This is a genomic window from Psychrobacter sp. MF31 (assembly GCF_012847335.1).
Lineage (GTDB): Bacteria > Pseudomonadota > Gammaproteobacteria > Pseudomonadales > Moraxellaceae > Psychrobacter.
Map to the genome: position 1 here is coordinate 1 of NZ_JABBDX010000008.1, position 18,562 is coordinate 18,562.

Consider the following 18,562-nt stretch of genomic DNA (forward strand, 5'->3'; position numbering starts at 1 on the left):
CATGACCTCTCGACTGTTTTGAGTTTGATAGCAGCCATGCTGTGTCATTGTTGATTGCAATTGTTCCCAAAGCGTATCTGTTAGGGCTGTTCTCGCCATGACTCGTATTTCTCGCATCATATCCATAGATGCAGTATTGTAGCTATTATTTATGGCTTATCCAATTGAAGACACGACCTAGTTTGATTCACCAATTTTCCACAGCTTTTCATGGACTGATTGCTGCATAATTTTGACCTTATGCTACGATAATAATAAATCATGATGGGTTAAAAATGGCGGCTTAGAACGTTATGACGCAAATTTTATTAGTCGAAGATGATCCGGCTATTGCAACATCGCTGAAAATCACTTGCAAGCGTGAAGGTTGGCAAATGACTTGGCTTGATCACGCCTCAAGCGTGATGCCGTATTTATCATCAACCGAGGCGCAGTCGTTATCGGCGATTATTTTGGATGTTGGGCTTCCAGATGGCGACGGCTTAAGCCTTTGCCAAACGATTCGCCAATCGGTTGATATTGGCGCAGTTAAAGATCTCCCAATCGTGTTTTTAACCGCCCGCAGTGATGAGGTTGATAGAATAACCGGTCTTGATTTGGGTGGTGATGATTATTGTGCCAAGCCTTTTAGCCCGCGAGAGCTTGTAGCACGGCTTAATGCCATTTGGCGGCGCGAGATTCGGCAGCATAACAATGACAACCAATTTTTAAAATATCCTTTAACTAAGATTAACTCTGAAAACAATGAGCCATCAACCTCACAAGGACTGACGTTTCATTGTAATTCTGGCATTTGGCACTATCAGCCGATCAATTATTCGTTATTTTGGCAAGACAGTAAGCTTGATTTGAGCAATACTGAACGCAAATTGCTGCTCACATTATTGCAAGCGCCCAATCAAGTCTTTAGCCGCGAGCAATTGCTCACAGCAGTGAGCGACTATCCTGATCATAGGCTTGCCCGAACCATTGACAGCCATATCAAATCTATCCGAAAGCAGTTAGCGGCGGTTGATGACAGCATCGAGGTGATTTTTACCCATCGCGGTTTGGGTTATGGACTTTGTCCCGCTTAATTTTTTATGGCGTTGATATTTATGATCAAACCAAACGCCCCGCTTGCTGAGGTGACGAACAAAACCAATCCTGCCAATTGGTACGCCAAATTGCATGCAATTGGCAGCCCTAAACCTGACCCAAGCCCAAAACGAAAATGGTTAAATTTAAGCATTTTTTTTCGGATTTGGCTTGCCGTGGCATTGGTATTACTGCTTTGCGGTATTGCTATTTTTACGCAAATGTTTGGCTATATCCGCCCGACCGCTCATCAAGTGATTGAAGATACCTTGCTTGATACAAGCCGTTTGCTCGCGGTCAATTTACAAGCCCCTTTGGCAAGCGGTCAGCTTTATGAGTCAGATTATCAAGACAAACTAGATGCGATGTTTACCAGTTCAGAATCGGCAAATCTTAAGCCAACTTTGAACAACCATTTTTTACGCAGCCGAATTTATGTAACAAACGCTAAAGGCATCGTAATTTATGACTCGCTTGCCGCGCCTTTTAACGCCGAAGGTCAAGATTATAGCCGCTGGAATGACGTTTATTTAACGCTTAAAGGTCAATTTGGAACGCGAAGTACCACCGATTTGCAAGAGCGCGATAAAACGGCGGTTTATGTGGCTCAGCCCATTATTGATGATGACGGCAAGCTCATCGGCGTGGTCAGCGTGGGCAAATCGGTTGCTAGCATTTTACCTTATTTAGCTGACACCAAACATCGAATGCTGATGAGCGCGCTTTTTATGAGTGTGATTGCGCTACTTTTAGCAGGGCTTGTGGCATGGTGGCTCAAGCAAAGTATTACGCTGGTCACCCAGTATACCCAAGCACTGGCTGAGGATACGCAAAAGCCGTATTTTTATTTGGGCAATGAGCTTAACAGCTTAACTGACACCATCGAAACCATGAAGCATCGCCTTGAAAATAAAGGCTATGTGACCGATTACGTGCATACGCTGACCCATGAGCTTAAAAGTCCGCTGACTGCCATTCGCGCCAGCAATGAGCTGCTTGAAGATGATGAGTTGGACGCAGATGATCGCTTGATGCTCAGCCAAACGATCAATGAGCAAAGCATTAAAATGCAGCAGCTGATTGACCGTTTGTTATTGCTCTCGCAAGTTGAGCAGCCGACCTTTAAGCTCAATCAGCAGCCGACCGATTTGTTGGTGTTAATCAACAGCTTGATAAAAAATAATACAGTTAAACTTCAGCAGCAGCACCTTGCCCCCATTACAATTATGCTTCAAGGTCAAACGCTGGATTTGGCAAAGTTAGCGACACGCGATAAGGCTAACTTTAATGCAATTTATGTGTTAGCAGACCAATTTTGGCTGACCCAAGCGCTGCAAAATATCATGGACAATGCCATTTATTTTGCCAAGTCGCAAATTATGATGACGATTGATTTGCAGCAGCCACTGACAGGAAAAACAAGCCAATCTCAAGCGATTGTTCGCATATTCAACGATGGTAAAGCCCTACCCGACTTTGCTTTAAAAAAGGCATTTGAGCGTTATTTTAGCTTATCGCACCAAAGCCGCTCTCATAACGCACCAAAAAAAGGCACAGGACTTGGGCTAACGTTAGTCAAGCAGGTCATCACCCATCATGGCGGCACAGTCAACATTGATAATTTTCATTATCAAAACCAAGATGGCGTCATAGTGACATTAACTTTACCGGTTATCAAACCGCGATTAAAAGTAAATTAAGTGTTATGATGATTATAACGCTTAATTTTTCATCCTTATACGATCGCTTTAATCGGCGGTTTAACATCAGCATTTTGACCACGATGGCGCAGATAATGGTCAAGGATCACAATGGCAAGCATCGCCTCGGCAATGGGTGCCGCGCGAACACCAACGCAAGGGTCATGGCGACCTTTGGTAATCATATCAATGGCTTCACCTTGGGTGTTGATACTTTTGCCAGCGGTAGTGATGCTTGAGGTAGGTTTTAATGCAATGCTGACTTTGATATCCTGACCTGAGGAAATACCACCTAAAATACCGCCAGAATGATTGTCAGTGAATCCGCTTGGGGTCAGCTCATCGCGGGCACTGTGACCAAACTGCTCGGCAACCGCCATACCATCGCCAATTTCAACCCCTTTCACCGCGTTAATGCTCATCATGGCATGAGCAATATCAGCATCCAAACGATCAAACACCGGCTCACCAAGACCAACGGGAACCTGACTTGCGATAATTTCAAGGCGAGCGCCACAGCTGGTGCCCTCTCGGCGAAGGCTATCGATAAGCGCCTCAAATCGTGGAATAGCGTCAATATCGGCACAAAAAAATGGATTGCTATTTACAAAGTCCCAATCAATGGCGCTGGCCTCTTGAACTGCGGCTTTTTCATTGCCAATTTGGGTGACGTGACCGTGAATTTCAACGCCCAAGCGATCAAACAGATACTTTTTCGCAATCGCTCCTGCCGCCACGCGCATTGCCGTTTCGCGCGCAGATGAGCGACCGCCGCCGCGATAATCACGAAAGCCAAACTTCATGCTATAAGTGTAGTCGGCGTGACCGGGGCGAAAGGTGTCTTTAATCTCGCTATAGTCTTTGGATTTTTGATTGGTATTGCGGATCAAAAGCCCAATGGACGTTCCTGTCGTTTTGCCTTCAAAAACACCTGAGATGATCTCAACGGCATCGTCCTCACGGCGCTGGGTCGAATATTTTGACGTTCCCGGTTTGCGCCGATCCAAATCCACTTGCAAGTCTGCCTCAGTGAGTAACAATCCAGGCGGCACGCCATCAACGATTGCTAAAAGCCCTGCGCCATGCGACTCCCCGCAAGTCGTTACCCGAAACAGCTGACCTATCGTATTTCCTGCCATGACCATCCTTTTGCATGATTATCCATTTTTAAATGATTTAGCCGCTTATTTTATAGCACTATAGCGGTCGCGCTTCATTATCCAGCATTCGAACATAACGCGCAAACAGCTCGCGGTATTCCATTAATTCATCAAAAGTAATGGCAAAAATACCGTGACCGCCGTGGGCAAATTTTAGCCAGTCAAATTGAATCTCAGGATACGCTTGGCAAAGCGCCCACTCGCTATCGCCCACTTCACAAACCAGTAGCCCTTCAGGACTTAAATAATCAGGCGCGGCAAATAAAATTCGATGCACCAAATCCAAGCCATCTTGACCAGCCGCTAAGGCATGCTCAGGCTCATGTAAAAACTCTGGCGGCAAATCTGCCATTACCGCGGCATCCACATAAGGCGGATTAGTGACAATCAATTCATACTGATGGTCAGCAGGCAATTTGGCAAATAAATCCGACTCAATCACATTGATTTGATGACCTAAATCATGATGATCGACGTTGACCATTGCCACCTCAAGCGCGCCTTTGTCAATATCAACGGCATCAACCAGCGCATCCACAAAGCGGGTCGCTAAAGCAATCGCGATACAACCTGATCCGGTACACAAATCCAAAATTCGCTCAGGTTGCGATAACTGCTTCATTTCAAGACCATGGTCGTAAAACTCGCCTGCCCCATCATTTTGGATGACAGGCTTGGCTAGATCCGTCACATCAAAATACGGATAAAACTGCTGACGGATCAATTCGGCAATGGGTGATCTTGGAATAAGCACGCGCTCATCCACATAAAAGGGCAAATCGCAAAAATAAGCCAAATTAATCAAATAGCTCAAAGGCTTACGCTCAGCAATCCGCGCCTCAAGCAAGCTTAATACTGCCTGTTTTTCAGAATTGGTCAACCGGCAATCAAGGATTTGCTCGTTAGCAGACCAATCAAGCGATAAGCAGTGCAATACAATGGCAGAAGCTTCGGCAAACTCGTCCGTTGTCCCTTGCGCCACCACCACATCATAATTGCGAAGTTGCGTGACCGCAAAGCGAATAAAATCACGGATGCTAAATAGCTGCTCGCGAGCTTCATCAAACTCAACTTTCAGCGATGCCAGCGGATGAAAGCTGTCTTCTGCGGCCTCAAACAGCGCCTCGCCATCGATGTCAATCTCGTTATCCGCTGAATACTGACGCTGAAACTCTTCAGCGCTCATCGTTTGGTGCTCGGACATATCAACCCTTAATCATTACCTGTTATCAGCCGCCAAGAACCGTCTTGGCAAAATGCGCATCATTTAAACATTACAAATAACAATATTTCGTTATCGCTGTTTATTGCGCATCAGCGCTTAAATTTTAACCTTGTATTATAAACGCAATCACTATTAAGTGCCAATCAGCGGCACGTTTTACCGGCGTTATTTTAATCGCCTTTTTATAAATCTAATTTTTGATTCAAATTATTTAATATCACTACTTTTTAATATAACCATTTTTTAATATAGCCACTTTTAGCCACCTTGCCTTTGGATTTCCCAACTGTAAACAAACCCTGATTGTTTGCTCTATTGCCACCTGATTCTTACTTCTTGATTGCGCAACCCCATTTTACGATCAATGGCGAAAAAAAATGTATCAAAAGTTTGCGATAGGACGCAATTATGCGCATAATATTGTCATTAATCCTTATAGACTGTGACTAACCTTATGAAAATAAAGCCACTTATTGTTTCAATGACCCTTGCGGTAATCAGCACTTCCATCGCTTTGCCAAGTATTGCCGCGCCCATTGATTCTAAAAAAATTGCTCAAAATGACCGCCTTAATCAATTGATTGACCATAAGCAACAAAACCCAGTTGTAGCGGCGGCTCCTGCCCCTCAAGAAAGTCAATCTGATGGCTTTGATGACATTACCGATGGTCAAGCGGTTGCCTCGCCGGCACAAACAACCGGAATGACGCCTGAGCAAATTAATACCTATAACTTGACCCAGCAAAAAGCCGATGGCAGCGATGCGGCAATCAAAAGTATTGAAAGCATTGATGGTAAAAAGCACACCACCTTAAACTTATCCAACTACGCCAAACAAGTGAACGATGCCGTTTGGTCGCCAAATATGAAAATTAACTCGGCAATGACCATCAAATTGCAAGCGCTGCTTGATTGGAACCACGCCTCGCCAGGACCTGTCGATGGCGGCTGGGGAATGAACAGCAAAAAAGCGCTGATTAACTTTCAAAATATGAAAGGCTTGTCACCAACCGGAACGATGGATCAAAAAACGTGGGATGCTTTGATTAAAAACATTCCAGCGAACAAGCCTGTTTTGGTGAGTTACACCTTGACCGATGAAGATGTGAATACCAACTTTGCACCAACGCCTGCTAGCGCCGAAGCCAAATCAAAAATGAAAGGGCTTTATTATGAAAATATTAAAGAGATGCTTGGTGAGCGCTTTCATATGGATGTTCGCTATTTAGAAAAGCTTAATAAAAATAAAGCGTATAAAGCAGGCGATACCATTACCGTACTTAACACCCGCGATCCGCTAAATCAGCGCATTACTCGTGTGATCGCTAACAAAGCGGACAAAACGCTATATGCTTATAACGGCGATAAACTGGTTGCAACCTATCCGACCACTGTTGGTAGTGACAGCACCCCATCACCACAAGGTACGTTTAAAATCGTCAATAAAGTCAAAATGCCATGGTATAAAGCGACCGTTGGCGAAGGCGATCAAAAGCAAATCCATATGCTGCCACCAGGACCCAATAACCCCGTTGGCGTTGTTTGGATGGGACTATCTAAGCCATCTTACGGGCTTCACGGCTCGCCAAAACCTGAAGGCATCAGCCGCCAAGCATCAGCGGGCTGCGTTCGTTTGACCAACTGGGATGTGCTTGAAGTTTATGCCAATATCGATAATGGCGCGACGGTTGAATTGAAGTAACCCATTTTTAAAGCACTTGCATTTTAAAGTACTCACAATAAAAAACAGCGCCACTAAGCGCTGTTTTTTAATGAGGAAAACTGGCAATGATTACACTTTATAGCCATTCTCTTCACCGGTAATGCTGCCCACTTTTTTAGTGAAAAAGATACCTGCAGGAACGGCAAGTAAAAACCCAGCCCCAACCGCTATCCAAATATGAGGGATTTGATTAAACCCTGTGGTTAATGCTGCAATAATTAAAATACCGATCAATACGGTTGCTGCCATCGAATAAATCACTGAGAATAAATGCCAGTTCATAACGTAATCCTCATCGTTGTTGTGGGAATAGCTTATTTATAACTTAATTCCTTATAAAAAGTAAGTGATTGTTGTGATCGCCTCGCTCATACTATTTTACTGACAATCGTCCAAAACCATGATAGTATTATGGAGTTGGTTGAGGTCTTAAATTTTATCCATATTTATTTTACGATTTGCCATTTTTTAGCTTGTCATCAACCCTTCTTGCGATCTCATTAGCCAAAGCGCCCTTCTTAACTTTCGAAACGTTCACACCCCATCTTTGATTGTGCTAAAATTGTGAGCATTGTATTTGTCAGCCTCATTTTGAGGGTCAATCCTCCTCTCGCCTTTTATCTCGTTTCAATTAAGGAGCTTTTGTGAGCCAGCCTTTTCGCGCCGACGACATCCGCGCCGCTTTTATTCGGTTTTTTGAAAGCAAACAGCACACCCACGTTCCCTCATCAAGCTTGATTCCGTTTAATGACCCAACGCTACTGTTCACCAACGCGGGAATGAACCAGTTTAAAGAAACCTTTTTAGGGCTTGAGCCACGCGACTACACGCGAGCGGTAACCTCACAAAAGTGCGTTCGCGCAGGCGGCAAACATAACGATTTGGACAACGTCGGCTACACGGCGCGCCACCATACCTTTTTTGAAATGCTTGGCAATTTTTCTTTTGGCGATTATTTTAAAAAAGATGGCATTGCTTATATTTGGGAATTTTTAACCTCAAAAGACTGGCTTGGTATTGATAAAGACAAGCTTTATGTGACCGTTTATCATACCGATGATGAAGCATTTGACATTTGGCATCATGACATTGGTTTACCTGTCGAGCGCATCATTCGCATTGGTGACAATAAAGGTGCGCCATTTGCTTCCGACAACTTTTGGACGATGGGCGACACCGGACCTTGTGGACCTTGTACTGAGGTATTTTTTGATCATGGTGCGGACATTGAAGGCGGTCTTCCGGGAACACCTGAAGAAGATGGCGACCGCTATATTGAGATTTGGAACTGCGTATTTATGCAGTTTAACCGCCAAAAAGATGGCACGATGCTGCCGCTACCAAAGCCTAGCGTCGATACCGGAATGGGACTTGAGCGTATCAGCGCCATCATGCAAGGCGTTCATGGTAACTACGAAATTGATATTTTCACCCAATTGATGGATGCCGCTGCTGATATTTTAGGCATCAACAACGAGCAGCAAGCGTCCTTAAAAGTCATTGCCGACCATATCCGAGCGGTGGCATTTTTGATTGCCGATGGCGTCATGCCAAGCAACGAAGGTCGCGGCTATGTGCTGCGCCGAATCATTCGCCGAGCGGTTCGTCATGGCAATAAACTTGGAGCGGACGGTGAGTTTTTTTACAAAATGGTCGCCCCCCTTGGCAAGGTTATGGGCGACGCTTATCCTGAACTTATTGAAAAGCAAGACTTCATTGAAACTGCCATTTTAAAAGAAGAAACGCAATTTGCCAAAACGCTTGCTCAAGGGCTGAAATTGCTTGCCAGCGAGCTTGATTCACTCAAAGCTGGTGATGAATTGTCGGGCGCTGCAGCCTTTAAACTTTATGATACTTATGGCTTTCCGCTAGATTTGACCGCTGACATCACTCGCGAGCGCGGCATCACTATTAATGAGAGCGAGTTTGATGAGCATATGCAGGCTCAACGCGCCCGCGCTCGGGACGCCGGTAAATTTGACGTTGATTATAGCCAAGTGGTCAAAGTCGATTCGCCAACCGAGTTTTTAGGTTATGAGCGTTTAACGGACAATAACGTCACCATCAGCGCCCTTTATAGCGATGGCAAAGCCGTTGACAGCTTAAGCGAAGGCGCTGAGGGCGTTTTAGTATTGGATAAAACGCCGTTTTATGCCGAAGGCGGCGGTCAAGTTGGCGAGCTTGGGCAAATTCATACCGAATCGGGCGTTTTTGACGTTCAAGATACCAAAAAATCCGGTCAAGCCATCATTCATCATGGTGTGGTCAGTATGGGCGAAATCCGCGCTGCGCAAACCGCCGACGCTCAAGTCCAGTCCAGTATCCGCGCCGCCAGCGCCAAAAACCACTCAGCAACGCATTTGCTTCACGCCGCCTTGCGCCAAGTGCTTGGCGATAGCGTCACCCAAAAAGGCTCGTTGGTTTCAAGCGAGATCTTGCGCTTTGACTTTTCTTTCGATAAGCCGGTCACTGAGGCGCAAATCAGCTTGATTGAGCGCTTGGTTAATGAGCAAATCCAAGCCAATACGAAAGCTTGTAGCCGTTATATGAGCATTGCTGAGGCGATGGAATCAGGCGCAATGGCGTTATTTGGTGAAAAATACGGCGATGAAGTTCGCGTGTTGACCATGGGCGAGAACACCATTGACGGCAAATCAAAGCCATTTTCTATCGAGCTTTGCGGCGGTCTTCACGTTGAGCGCACCGGCGACATCGGTATGTTTAAAATCATTAGCGAGTCAGGAATTGCCGCCGGAATCCGCCGGATTGAAGCGCTCACCGGCATGGCAGCGGTCAAATATCTGCAAGACGGCGAGCACCAATTAAGCACCCTTGCAAGCCGCCTAAAAATCAAACGCCCTGAGATTGCCGATCGTATCCAAATTATGAGCGAAAAGCTGCGCGAGCTTGAAAAACAAATCGAGCGCTTAGAGCAAAAGCTTGCCAGTAACCAAGCGGCAAATCTTATGGACAGCGTTCAAGAAATCAACGGCACCAAAGTGCTTGTTAGCCTACTCTCCGGAATCGATGGCAAATCTATCCGCCCCTTAATGGACGATGTCAAATCAAAACTTAGCGACAGCGTGATTGTCTTAATCGGTGATAAAGACGGTCAATTAGCAATGGCAGCAAGCGTTGCTAAATCGTTGAGTGGCAAAGTCAAAGCGGGCGACATCATCCGTCATTTGGCAGGCGAGCTTGGCGGCAAAGGCGGCGGGAAGCCGGACTATGCTCAAGGCGGCGCTCCAAAAGCGGATAATACCGAAGCGGTTATCAAAAATCTTAGCGACTGGCTCAAACCGAAACTCGAAGCTTAAAATAGAAGCTTAAGATTAATCGATATTAAATCTTGAAGTAATAAGAAAGAACCGCTCATTTTACACGATTGGTTATAAGCGCTATGACCAATCGTCATCAATCATTGTAAGGCTAGCGCTTAAATTTTTTGTGTAAATATGATATAAAGTACCTCGCAACTGAAGCTTATTAGGCTTATCATTTTAAAGCTTGAATTGCAGATTTCATAAGGCGTCTTTTGATGACCTTTCAGCGACGTGATTTTTACAATTTGGCTGACTTTAATCGCCGCATTGGGCGGATTAAATAAGTCATGATGATTAATAGGTAACCTTTTTATGGCGCTAATAGTCCAAAAATACGGCGGCACCTCCATGGGCAGTATCGACCGCATCAAAAACGTCGCCAAACGTGTGAAAAGCTGGCATGACAATGGTCATCAAGTCATCGTCGTCGTCTCTGCCATGAGCGGCGAAACCAACCGCTTGATCGACCTTGCCCGCCAAATCAGCAGCCAACCTGACGCGCGCGAGTATGACCAAATGGTCTCAACGGGCGAGCAGGTTTCGATCTCACTGCTTGCTATGGCAATCAAAGAGCTTGGCATTGGTGCTCAGTCTTTTACCGGTCGCCAAGTTGCGATCAAAACGGACAGCGCCCACACCAAAGCTCGAATTGAATCCATCGATGATAAAAACATCCGCGATCAGCTCGATGCCGGTAACGTCGTGATCGTTGCAGGATTTCAAGGTATTGACGAGCTTGGCAATGCCACCACATTGGGTCGCGGCGGCTCGGACACCACCGGAGTTGCCTTAGCGGCGGCGCTTGGCGCAGATGAATGCCAAATTTATACTGACGTTGATGGCGTTTATACCACCGACCCACGAGTCACCTCAAAAGCCAAAAAGCTGAAAAAAATCACCTTTGAAGAAATGCTTGAGATGGCAAGCCTTGGCTCAAAAATCCTGCAAATCCGCTCCGTTGAATTTGCAGGGAAATACAGCGTCCCACTGCGGGTGCTCTCAAGCTTTGATGACAACATCGATGGCAGCTTTGATGACGACTTTAAAAATAACGTCGGCACCTTAATTACGATAGATGAAGGAGACAACATGGAACAGGCAATCATCTCAGGAATCGCCTTTAACCGCGATGAAGCAAAAATCGTGGTTCGCGGCGTTCCGGATCATCCAGGAATTGCGTCCGCCATTTTAACCCCAATCGGTGCTGCCAACATCGAAATTGACATGATAGTCCAAAATCTATCTACCAATGGCACCACCGACTTTAGCTTTACCGTCAACCGCATTGATATGGAAAAAACCATCAAAGTGCTTAACGATAAAGTCAAAGATGAAATTGGCGCCGCTGACGTTTTGGGCAAAAGCGATGTGGTCAAGGTGTCTTTGGTTGGTGTGGGAATGCGCTCACATGCAGGCGTTGCAAGCCTTATGTTCCAAACGTTGGCTGAAAACAACATCAATATCGAGATGATTTCAACCAGCGAAATTAAGGTTTCCGTTCTTATTCAAGAGCAGCATCTTGAAAAAGCGGTTAAATCTTTGCACACCGCTTTTGGTCTTGATCGCACGGACGGTGAAAGCCGCGTCGCCAGCTGATCACTACCGGCTGACAGATCGCCATATCGATCATAACGCGTCAATTTGCCAAATAGTGGCATACTAAAAAGCAACACGCCAACATGTCTTTATCTCTCAGATTAGGGTTATCATTGACCCTAATTGCTGTTTGAAATCTCGATAAATCCTGAGTGATCCGCTATTTTAGTGACTTATTAGTTACTTGATTCGCTGATCAAATGGCAAAAAGCCGTGACAGTCTGACCCCTGACCCCTATAATAAGATCAGTATTTGGGCGAAATGAGACTATAGCTCTTATTTTATGCAAAAATAAGTCAATAACGACGGCTTTTATCAACGCTGCACCATTAAAAAATTAAGCTTAAACCGTTTTAATGGTGGGCGACTGTCTCCTAATTTTGGGATGGCGATATTTTGAACTTGAGATATAATGCAATGAATGATAACTTGTCAATGCGACATAAGGAGTGTGACGCATGTTAATTTTAACGCGCCGGGTGGGCGAAACGTTAATGATTGGTGATGAAGTCAGCGTGACTGTTCTTGGAGTTAAGGGCAATCAGGTGCGCCTTGGGGTCAATGCCCCAAAAGATATTGCTGTTCACCGTGAAGAGATTTATCAGCGCATTCAGCATGAGCGCTCGGTGCAATCGCAAATGCAGCATCTTGAACAAGGCAGCTTTGCCCCCTCTTTTGATGATGAAGATTATTTTAATCGCTAATTTTAGCCCTCCCGCTTGGTGTTTGACCAAGCTTTTACGTTAAGGTTAATCATTATGAGTATTCGCCAATCAGATGTTTCAGCGTTATTAAATGGCATCAGCAAACGCGCCATTGGCTTTAATGACGTCATTCGCTTTATCGATGATTTTTATTATTATACCCCCGTAGGATTTGTGAATGGGCTTCAGCACAATCTTGCTGGCGAAAATGAAGGCAGCGCCAAGATTTTTGGCTTTGCAAAGCTTCATGGGTTAAATAAGCTTGATACCCTAACCCTGTTTGGCGAGCATTTTGAAGCGGTAAAACGCAATCCTGCAGGAACCGATCACGCCAATATCCGCAACTTTTTGCATTGGGGCTGGGAAGGCTTATTGATGCAAAAAAATCCGCTGGTAGATCGCGCGGATTGGGACGCGGCGGATCACTCTTCTTATTTCCGTAAGGCATTAAAAATATTAGCGGTATAATTTAGCATAAAAAAAGCTGCCCTATATCAAGGCGGCTTTTTTTTATGGTCAGTTATTCATGCCAAAGACTTATTTTCCAAGCCTATTTATTCCGAAACTTTACCGGCTGAATCGCACCTTTTGGGTTAGGCAAATTGGGATAATGATGCTCGTGCTCAACGTCGCAATCCGCGCCGACGACCGTACCGTTATTTTTAACAGGCTTATGAATAAATCCTGTGCGCTCGGCAGGCGGCAGATGCTCATGCTCCCAAATCATCACCGCTTGCATGCAGGTTTCTAGCTGCTCGGGGCTGACTTTGCGACCATCTGCCCACTTGCCAATCTCAATGGCAAGTCGGAATTTTTCGACGATCTCAGGGGTTAAGCTTGCTAATATGGTTTGTTTGTCCATCATGGTCTCCGAATTGCAGCGCGGCTTATTCGCCATCCATCATATCATCATCCGTATCCATACTAAACTCTTCGGCATGAACATTCCAGTGTAGCTTGATTCGGCAAGCTTCATAAAAGTCAAATCCCGGTGGATGCAGCAAGGTCAGTTTATCCGGATGCTTTCTAATGTAAAGGCGCTGGTCTTTTTCAAGAGGAATGCTCGGCTTACCATCAGCGCTCACCATTGGCTGAGTTCGGTTATCCTCGTGGATGCGAATGCTAATTTCGCTGTTGCCACTGACCACAATCGGGCGACTCGATAGTGTATGCGGGTACATAGGAACCAAGCAAATAGCGTCCATGCTTGGGTGAATAATGGGACCGCCGCCAGATAACGCATAAGCCGTTGAGCCAGTTGGGGTCGCTGCAATTAAGCCATCACTGTGCTGACGATAAACATCGTGACCATCAATTTTCATTTGAAAATCAATCATATGAACCGATTTTCCGGCATGAAGAACGACGTCGTTGAGCGCCATATCTTCATGAATGATGTTTCTGCCCTCACGGATTTCCATCGTTAATAAAAAGCGGTGGTCAAGTTGATAATCACCCATCAACACTTGACGAAGTTTAAACTCAACATCGCTTGGGCGGACGTCCGCTAAAAATCCTAACCGACCTCGGTTGACCCCAAGCACCGGAACGCGGTAGCGGGCTAACGCCTCAGCGGCGTGCAAAATAGAGCCATCGCCACCAACCACAATGACCAAATCGCAAATTTCACCAATCAGGCTGCGTTTAACCACTTTAACCCGCTCAATTTCGGTGAAATCAAGCGTTGGTAATTGCGCGGTTTCAGTGTCCATAATCAATGTCAACTTCATGTCATTGATGGTTTGAGCAATTTGCATCAAACTTTGGGTGACGCTGCGTTTTCCTGCCCGCCCCATCAGCCCAATGCGCCGAAAAGCGGGGTTTTTGATGGCGTGAAACAGCTCAGATTCGTGAAGGTGAGGCAATCGTTCAGACTGCGCGGAGTTTTCCATAAAGCGACTCGGCATAAGCGTTGACATCTACCGGATTGAAGTGACTGTAAAAAAGCATAAATCGCCGCTGAATATCAAACGACGCGGTTATAATAACGATAATTAACCCTACAAACTAGCACAATTTATCAATCATTGCCTTTAAGGACTGTTATCTTACTGCAATGACCCCATATATAACGAAAGCGCCCAAAGACAATTGAAACAAAATAAAAGCGATCGGGCGCAATCACTGGGTCAAACAGCACGGGAAAATAAACGTTTGTTTTCTTTGTCAGCAATATAATCCCTGTTGACAATCATTGCGGTTTTGCTAAAGTGATTAAAATTTCTTAAGCGTTATCGTTAATCGCACTTTTTTATTAATGAAGGATGTAATCATGGCAAATCCTATTGTCAGTCGCGCGGAGCTGGCTGTTGGCGGTCGACCGATGAGTGTCAAAGGCGTGGTACAAAAAACCTCGATGCTGCTGGGCTTATCTGCGGTATCTGGATTGGGTTTTTTCTTTTACGCGCTGATGGCAGGACTCTCAAGCGGCTTTATTTATATGGCGTCAATCGGCAGCATGTTCGCAGGCGTTGCAGTCGCTTTTCTTATTATGTTTAAGCCACAAATGGCAAAATCATTGGCAGTGCCTTATGCCTTGCTTGAAGGGATATTTTTAGGCGGCATTTCCATGATTTTTATGAAAATGTACCCAAGTGTTCCTTTAACGGCGCTTTGTGCAACTTTCGTGACCGCCGCGGTCATGCTTGGGCTTTATCGCTCAGGAATGGTCAAAGTCAATGACAAATTTCGCTCGATCATGATGTCCGCAATCTTTGCCATTATGATTTTATACTTGGTTCAGTGGGGCTTTGTGCTCTTTGGCTCAAGCTTACCGTTTTTATTTGATGGCGGTATGATTGCCATCGGCTTTAGCTTATTTGTGGTAGTGATTGCCTCATTTAGCTTATTGCTTGATTTTGACAACATCGAGCGCGGCGTTGCAGCAGGCGTTTCAGAAGATTACGAGTGGGTGTTTAGCATCGGCATTTTAGCCACCCTCGTTTGGATGTATATTGAGTTTTTACGACTATTAAGCTATTTGCAAGACTAATTGTTATCTGCTTAATCAAAAAACCGCCTATCTTTGGGCGGTTTTTTATGGAAAAAATAATCGATCAATTAATAAAACTAAGCGCGTTTTAACCGAAGAGCATTTAAGACGACGACCAAGGAGCTTAGCGACATGCCAATTGCTGCAAGCCAAGGTGGAACGTAACCAAATACTGCCGGAATCAACACGCTAAAGTTGTACGCCAGTGCCCAGCGAAAGTTTTGTTTGATGATGCGATCGGTTTTATCAGCAATACGTTTGGCAGCGCTGACCGCTTCAATTTGACCATTTAAAATAATGCTGTCGCTTGACACTTGCGCTAAATCTGCTGCGCCTGCAATCGATGCTGAAACATTCGCTGCCCCAAGCACTGGCGCGTCATTAATGCCGTCGCCAACCATGAGCACGATGCCGCCTTCTTGCTGAATGGCTTTGATGTGTTCAACCTTGTCATTTGGTGACAAGCCATTAAAGGCGCTATCCATTCCTAAACGCTCTGCCATCACTAAAGCTTGCGGGCTTGGGTCGCCGGTGAGCATTAATGTTTTAATACGAGATTTTTGCAAAGACTGCATCATATCAAGCGCATGATCGCGGACTTTATCATTAAAATAAAACACCGCTTTCGGTTGCCAAATATCATCAATCAATGCAGATAGCACGACGGCAAGGCTTGCTTGGTGATGGGTTAAATCAACGACGCTATTTTTCGACAATGAATCTCCAAGCGCAAACGCCTCATGACCAATTCGGTAAGTCACGCCGTCAATATCCGCTTCAACACCACCTGCTAAATGATGAACTAAGTTTTTGGTGACCGGTAAATGGTATTGATAAGCTGCGGTCAATAGCGCATGAGCAATCGGGTGGCGGCTTCCTACCTCTAAGGCGGCGGCAATGGCTAAAAGCTTAGCTTTTTGATCATTAGCGTTTTTTTCTGTGATTGGTTGAATAAGCTCAGTAGTTAATAGATTAGGCTTACCAAAGCTTAGCGTTCCAGTTTTATCAAACGCCACGTGGGTGATTTCAGCAAGGGTTTGCAGCGTATGACCGCGAGTGACCAAAAAGCCGTAGCTTGCCAGCCGATTGGTGGCAACTGTCAGCGCAATTGGGGTGGCAAGCGACAGTGCACAAGGGCAAGTCGCCACCAACACAGCAACGGTTGCCCAAAGTGCTTGACTTGGGTCAACGATGTACCAGCCGATAAACACCAAAGCCGATAGCACCAAAATCCGAGCGACAAACCAGCGCGCAAGTTTGTCTGCCTTTTGGGCAAGTTTGGGCTTTTCGCTCATGGCGCGGTTCATCAAGCGGTCAATCAAGCCAATTTGGCTGTCTTTTGGCAAAGCAGTGATGAGCATCATAAACGGCTGACTGTCGTTTTGCGCGCCGCCAACAATATAGTCGCCTTGGTGTTTGACAATCAAATCGCCCTCGCCGGTCAATAGACTTTGCGATACCGTTGCCGATTGGCTGAGCAAAATACCATCGCTGATGATTTCTGCGCCCGCTTCAATAAGTACGATATCCCCCACTTGCAAACTTTGAGCGGTGACCATGTCTTTTTGAGCATCATTTTTTGCAGCCGGCTTTTGTTGCCAAGACTTTTGCCACGCTTGAGCGATTTTTTGCGATAACGCTTTGGTTGCGTCATCAAGGTTTGCCATAAAATCAGCAGCGTTATTATTATTGTTGTTATCGTCGTTTTGACTTATTGAGATCTGTTGTAAAATTTGCTCCGCCGCCGCTTTATTTTCGCTGATTTTTTGAACCAACACCGGTTCTAAAACAACCAGATCATTTGCCATGCTTGCCGCTTTTAGCCTTGCATTGTGCTCAATATAGCGCCCTGCCAACAGAAAAAAGATAAACATGCTGACCGAGTCATAGTAAGTCTGACCGTGACCCACAATCGTGGCATAAAGGCTGGCAAAAAAAGTGATAATCAGCGCGACACTGACCGGAACGTCCATGTTAACTTGACGCGCGCGAATCGCTGACCATGCCGAGGTAAAAAATGGCACGCCAGAATAAAAAAACACCGGAACGCTTACAAACAGTGATACCCAGCGTAAAAAATCGCGCTGAAATACCAGCATATCGCTATATTCGCCAAAATATAGTGCCACCGCGTACATCATCGCTTGCATTGACCCAAGCGCCGCAATCCCCAATCGCAAAATCATTTTGCTGTTGTGGCGTGCCAGCATTGCCTCGTGGGTATCTTGCCGATACGGTTTGGCATCGTAGCCAATCTCATTAATAACGGCTAAAATTCGGCTGATCGGCAGCTTTTTTTCATCCCAAATTACCCGCATTCGCTGACTGGTTAGGTTAACTTGGCAAGTTTCAACGCCGCTTAATTCATAAAGCCGCGACTCAATCAGCCATGTACAAGCCGCGCAGCGCAGGTTATTGACGGATAATTCAGCAACCGACAAGCCATCTTGAGCAAAGACAAATTGCGATTTGATGTCATCGTGGTCATAAGCTTCAAGACGGCTGATTTCGGTCGGCAAACTTGCCGTTCGGTTGATTTCTGATCGGTCTAGATAATACTGCTCAAGCCCTGCCTCAACGATACTTTGCGACGCCAATTGGCAGCCAAGGCAGCACATCTCACGCTTTGAACCTAAAATGGTGCTAAAAAATGGCGGGGTTGGCACCGGATCACCACAGTGGAAGCAATGACCGCTAGGGGGCAAAACCAACCCGTCAATCAAGGTCTTATCAAACGAAGAAGGGGACGCTGAGCTTATCATACAATCATGATGTCCTTTAACTGAACGCAAAAAGCTTGGTTTTATTAACTGCAAAGCCTTTGATTATAATGATGATTGGTGTTGCAATATCAATACTTAAAGGAAGATTAACGTGGGTTATAACTGCCTTTATTGCCGCTATTATCATTTTATGATCGTTTGATAATAAGCCGCTGTTTAAGTATATACCTTTCACGCGTTGCAATCTTCAAACGCTTGCGTAACGCAATGATAAGGATGATAGATTGAAAATTTTGTCAATTTGCGTCATCATGAGGCATTTTTTTATCTCTTATCGC

At 45.4% G+C, this 18,562-nt stretch carries 13 protein-coding genes and 1 pseudogene; 8 read left to right on the top strand and 6 right to left on the bottom strand.

Going from position 1 to position 18,562, the window contains the following annotated elements; translation table 11 throughout:
• Positions 1-293: 293 nt before the first annotated feature.
• Both HF322_RS10140 and creC read left to right on the top strand, forming a co-directional pair.
• Positions 294-1,076 (top strand): response regulator, encoded by a 783-nt coding sequence (locus HF322_RS10140; protein ID WP_169393339.1) that lies wholly within the window; start codon positions 294-296, stop codon positions 1,074-1,076.
• A 21-nt stretch (positions 1,077-1,097) separates the two neighbouring features.
• Complete coding sequence (creC, locus tag HF322_RS10145; protein WP_169393340.1) at positions 1,098-2,777, top strand: two-component system sensor histidine kinase CreC; 1,680 nt, start codon at positions 1,098-1,100, stop codon at positions 2,775-2,777.
• 35 nt (positions 2,778-2,812) lie between these two features.
• On the opposite strand, the gene aroC is transcribed toward creC, so the two are convergent.
• Entirely contained in the window at positions 2,813-3,916 is a 1,104-nt protein-coding gene (gene aroC / locus HF322_RS10150) for a chorismate synthase (RefSeq protein ID WP_169393341.1), read from the bottom strand.
• A 58-nt stretch (positions 3,917-3,974) separates the two neighbouring features.
• Positions 3,975-5,141, bottom strand: coding sequence for a 50S ribosomal protein L3 N(5)-glutamine methyltransferase (gene prmB / locus HF322_RS10155; protein ID WP_169393342.1), 1,167 nt, complete (start codon positions 5,139-5,141; stop codon positions 3,975-3,977).
• Between the two features lie 475 nt (positions 5,142-5,616).
• Here prmB and HF322_RS10160 point away from each other — a divergent pair, with 475 nt between their 5' ends.
• The gene (locus HF322_RS10160; protein ID WP_169393343.1) at positions 5,617-6,864 is read left to right on the top strand and encodes a L,D-transpeptidase family protein; all 1,248 of its coding nucleotides are present in this window, start codon (positions 5,617-5,619) and stop codon (positions 6,862-6,864) included.
• 90 nt (positions 6,865-6,954) lie between these two features.
• Here HF322_RS10160 and HF322_RS10165 read toward each other — a convergent pair whose 3' ends face one another.
• Positions 6,955-7,167 (bottom strand): hypothetical protein, encoded by a 213-nt coding sequence (locus HF322_RS10165; protein WP_169393344.1) that lies wholly within the window; start codon positions 7,165-7,167, stop codon positions 6,955-6,957.
• A 362-nt stretch (positions 7,168-7,529) separates the two neighbouring features.
• Between HF322_RS10165 and alaS the strand changes: the two genes are divergently transcribed.
• From alaS to HF322_RS10185, 4 genes and pseudogenes are all read left to right on the top strand, one after another.
• Positions 7,530-10,202 carry an alanine--tRNA ligase gene (gene alaS / locus HF322_RS10170; RefSeq protein ID WP_169393345.1) on the top strand — a complete coding sequence of 891 codons (2,673 nt, stop codon included), beginning with the start codon at positions 7,530-7,532 and terminating at the stop codon, positions 10,200-10,202.
• A 318-nt stretch (positions 10,203-10,520) separates the two neighbouring features.
• Positions 10,521-11,804: an aspartate kinase gene (locus HF322_RS10175; protein WP_169393346.1), complete on the top strand. Its 1,284-nt coding sequence runs from the start codon at positions 10,521-10,523 to the stop codon at positions 11,802-11,804.
• Positions 11,805-12,263: 459 nt separating this feature from the next.
• Positions 12,264-12,431 (top strand): annotated as a pseudogene (gene csrA / locus HF322_RS10180) (carbon storage regulator CsrA); the annotation flags it as partial.
• Positions 12,432-12,563: 132 nt separating this feature from the next.
• Positions 12,564-12,977, top strand: a complete 414-nt coding sequence (locus HF322_RS10185; protein WP_169393348.1) for a HopJ type III effector protein — start codon at positions 12,564-12,566, stop codon at positions 12,975-12,977.
• A gap of 82 nt (positions 12,978-13,059) precedes the next feature.
• Here the strand turns inward: HF322_RS10185 and HF322_RS10190 are convergent, their stop codons facing one another.
• Both HF322_RS10190 and HF322_RS10195 read right to left on the bottom strand, forming a co-directional pair.
• Entirely contained in the window at positions 13,060-13,371 is a 312-nt protein-coding gene (locus tag HF322_RS10190; RefSeq protein WP_169393407.1) for a YeaC family protein, read from the bottom strand.
• A 25-nt stretch (positions 13,372-13,396) separates the two neighbouring features.
• Positions 13,397-14,416, bottom strand: coding sequence for an NAD(+) kinase (locus tag HF322_RS10195; protein ID WP_169393349.1), 1,020 nt, complete (start codon positions 14,414-14,416; stop codon positions 13,397-13,399).
• 365 nt (positions 14,417-14,781) lie between these two features.
• Between HF322_RS10195 and HF322_RS10200 the strand changes: the two genes are divergently transcribed.
• Complete coding sequence (locus tag HF322_RS10200; protein WP_169393350.1) at positions 14,782-15,501, top strand: Bax inhibitor-1/YccA family protein; 720 nt, start codon at positions 14,782-14,784, stop codon at positions 15,499-15,501.
• 77 nt (positions 15,502-15,578) lie between these two features.
• Here HF322_RS10200 and HF322_RS10205 read toward each other — a convergent pair whose 3' ends face one another.
• On the bottom strand, positions 15,579-18,263 hold the full coding sequence (locus HF322_RS10205; RefSeq protein ID WP_169393351.1) for a heavy metal translocating P-type ATPase: 2,685 nt from the start codon (positions 18,261-18,263) through the stop codon (positions 15,579-15,581).
• Positions 18,264-18,562 lie beyond the last annotated feature (299 nt).

Coding starts and splice junctions, on each gene's coding strand:
- HF322_RS10140 (WP_169393339.1), top strand. CDS start 294: ATGACGCAAATTTTATTAGTCGAAGATGATCCGGCTATTGCAACATCG.
- creC (WP_169393340.1), top strand. CDS start 1,098: ATGATCAAACCAAACGCCCCGCTTGCTGAGGTGACGAACAAAACCAAT.
- aroC (WP_169393341.1), bottom strand. CDS start 3,916: ATGGCAGGAAATACGATAGGTCAGCTGTTTCGGGTAACGACTTGCGGG.
- prmB (WP_169393342.1), bottom strand. CDS start 5,141: ATGTCCGAGCACCAAACGATGAGCGCTGAAGAGTTTCAGCGTCAGTAT.
- HF322_RS10160 (WP_169393343.1), top strand. CDS start 5,617: ATGAAAATAAAGCCACTTATTGTTTCAATGACCCTTGCGGTAATCAGC.
- HF322_RS10165 (WP_169393344.1), bottom strand. CDS start 7,167: ATGAACTGGCATTTATTCTCAGTGATTTATTCGATGGCAGCAACCGTA.
- HF322_RS10175 (WP_169393346.1), top strand. CDS start 10,521: ATGGCGCTAATAGTCCAAAAATACGGCGGCACCTCCATGGGCAGTATC.
- HF322_RS10185 (WP_169393348.1), top strand. CDS start 12,564: ATGAGTATTCGCCAATCAGATGTTTCAGCGTTATTAAATGGCATCAGC.
- HF322_RS10190 (WP_169393407.1), bottom strand. CDS start 13,371: ATGGACAAACAAACCATATTAGCAAGCTTAACCCCTGAGATCGTCGAA.
- HF322_RS10195 (WP_169393349.1), bottom strand. CDS start 14,416: ATGCCGAGTCGCTTTATGGAAAACTCCGCGCAGTCTGAACGATTGCCT.
- HF322_RS10200 (WP_169393350.1), top strand. CDS start 14,782: ATGGCAAATCCTATTGTCAGTCGCGCGGAGCTGGCTGTTGGCGGTCGA.
- HF322_RS10205 (WP_169393351.1), bottom strand. CDS start 18,263: ATGATAAGCTCAGCGTCCCCTTCTTCGTTTGATAAGACCTTGATTGAC.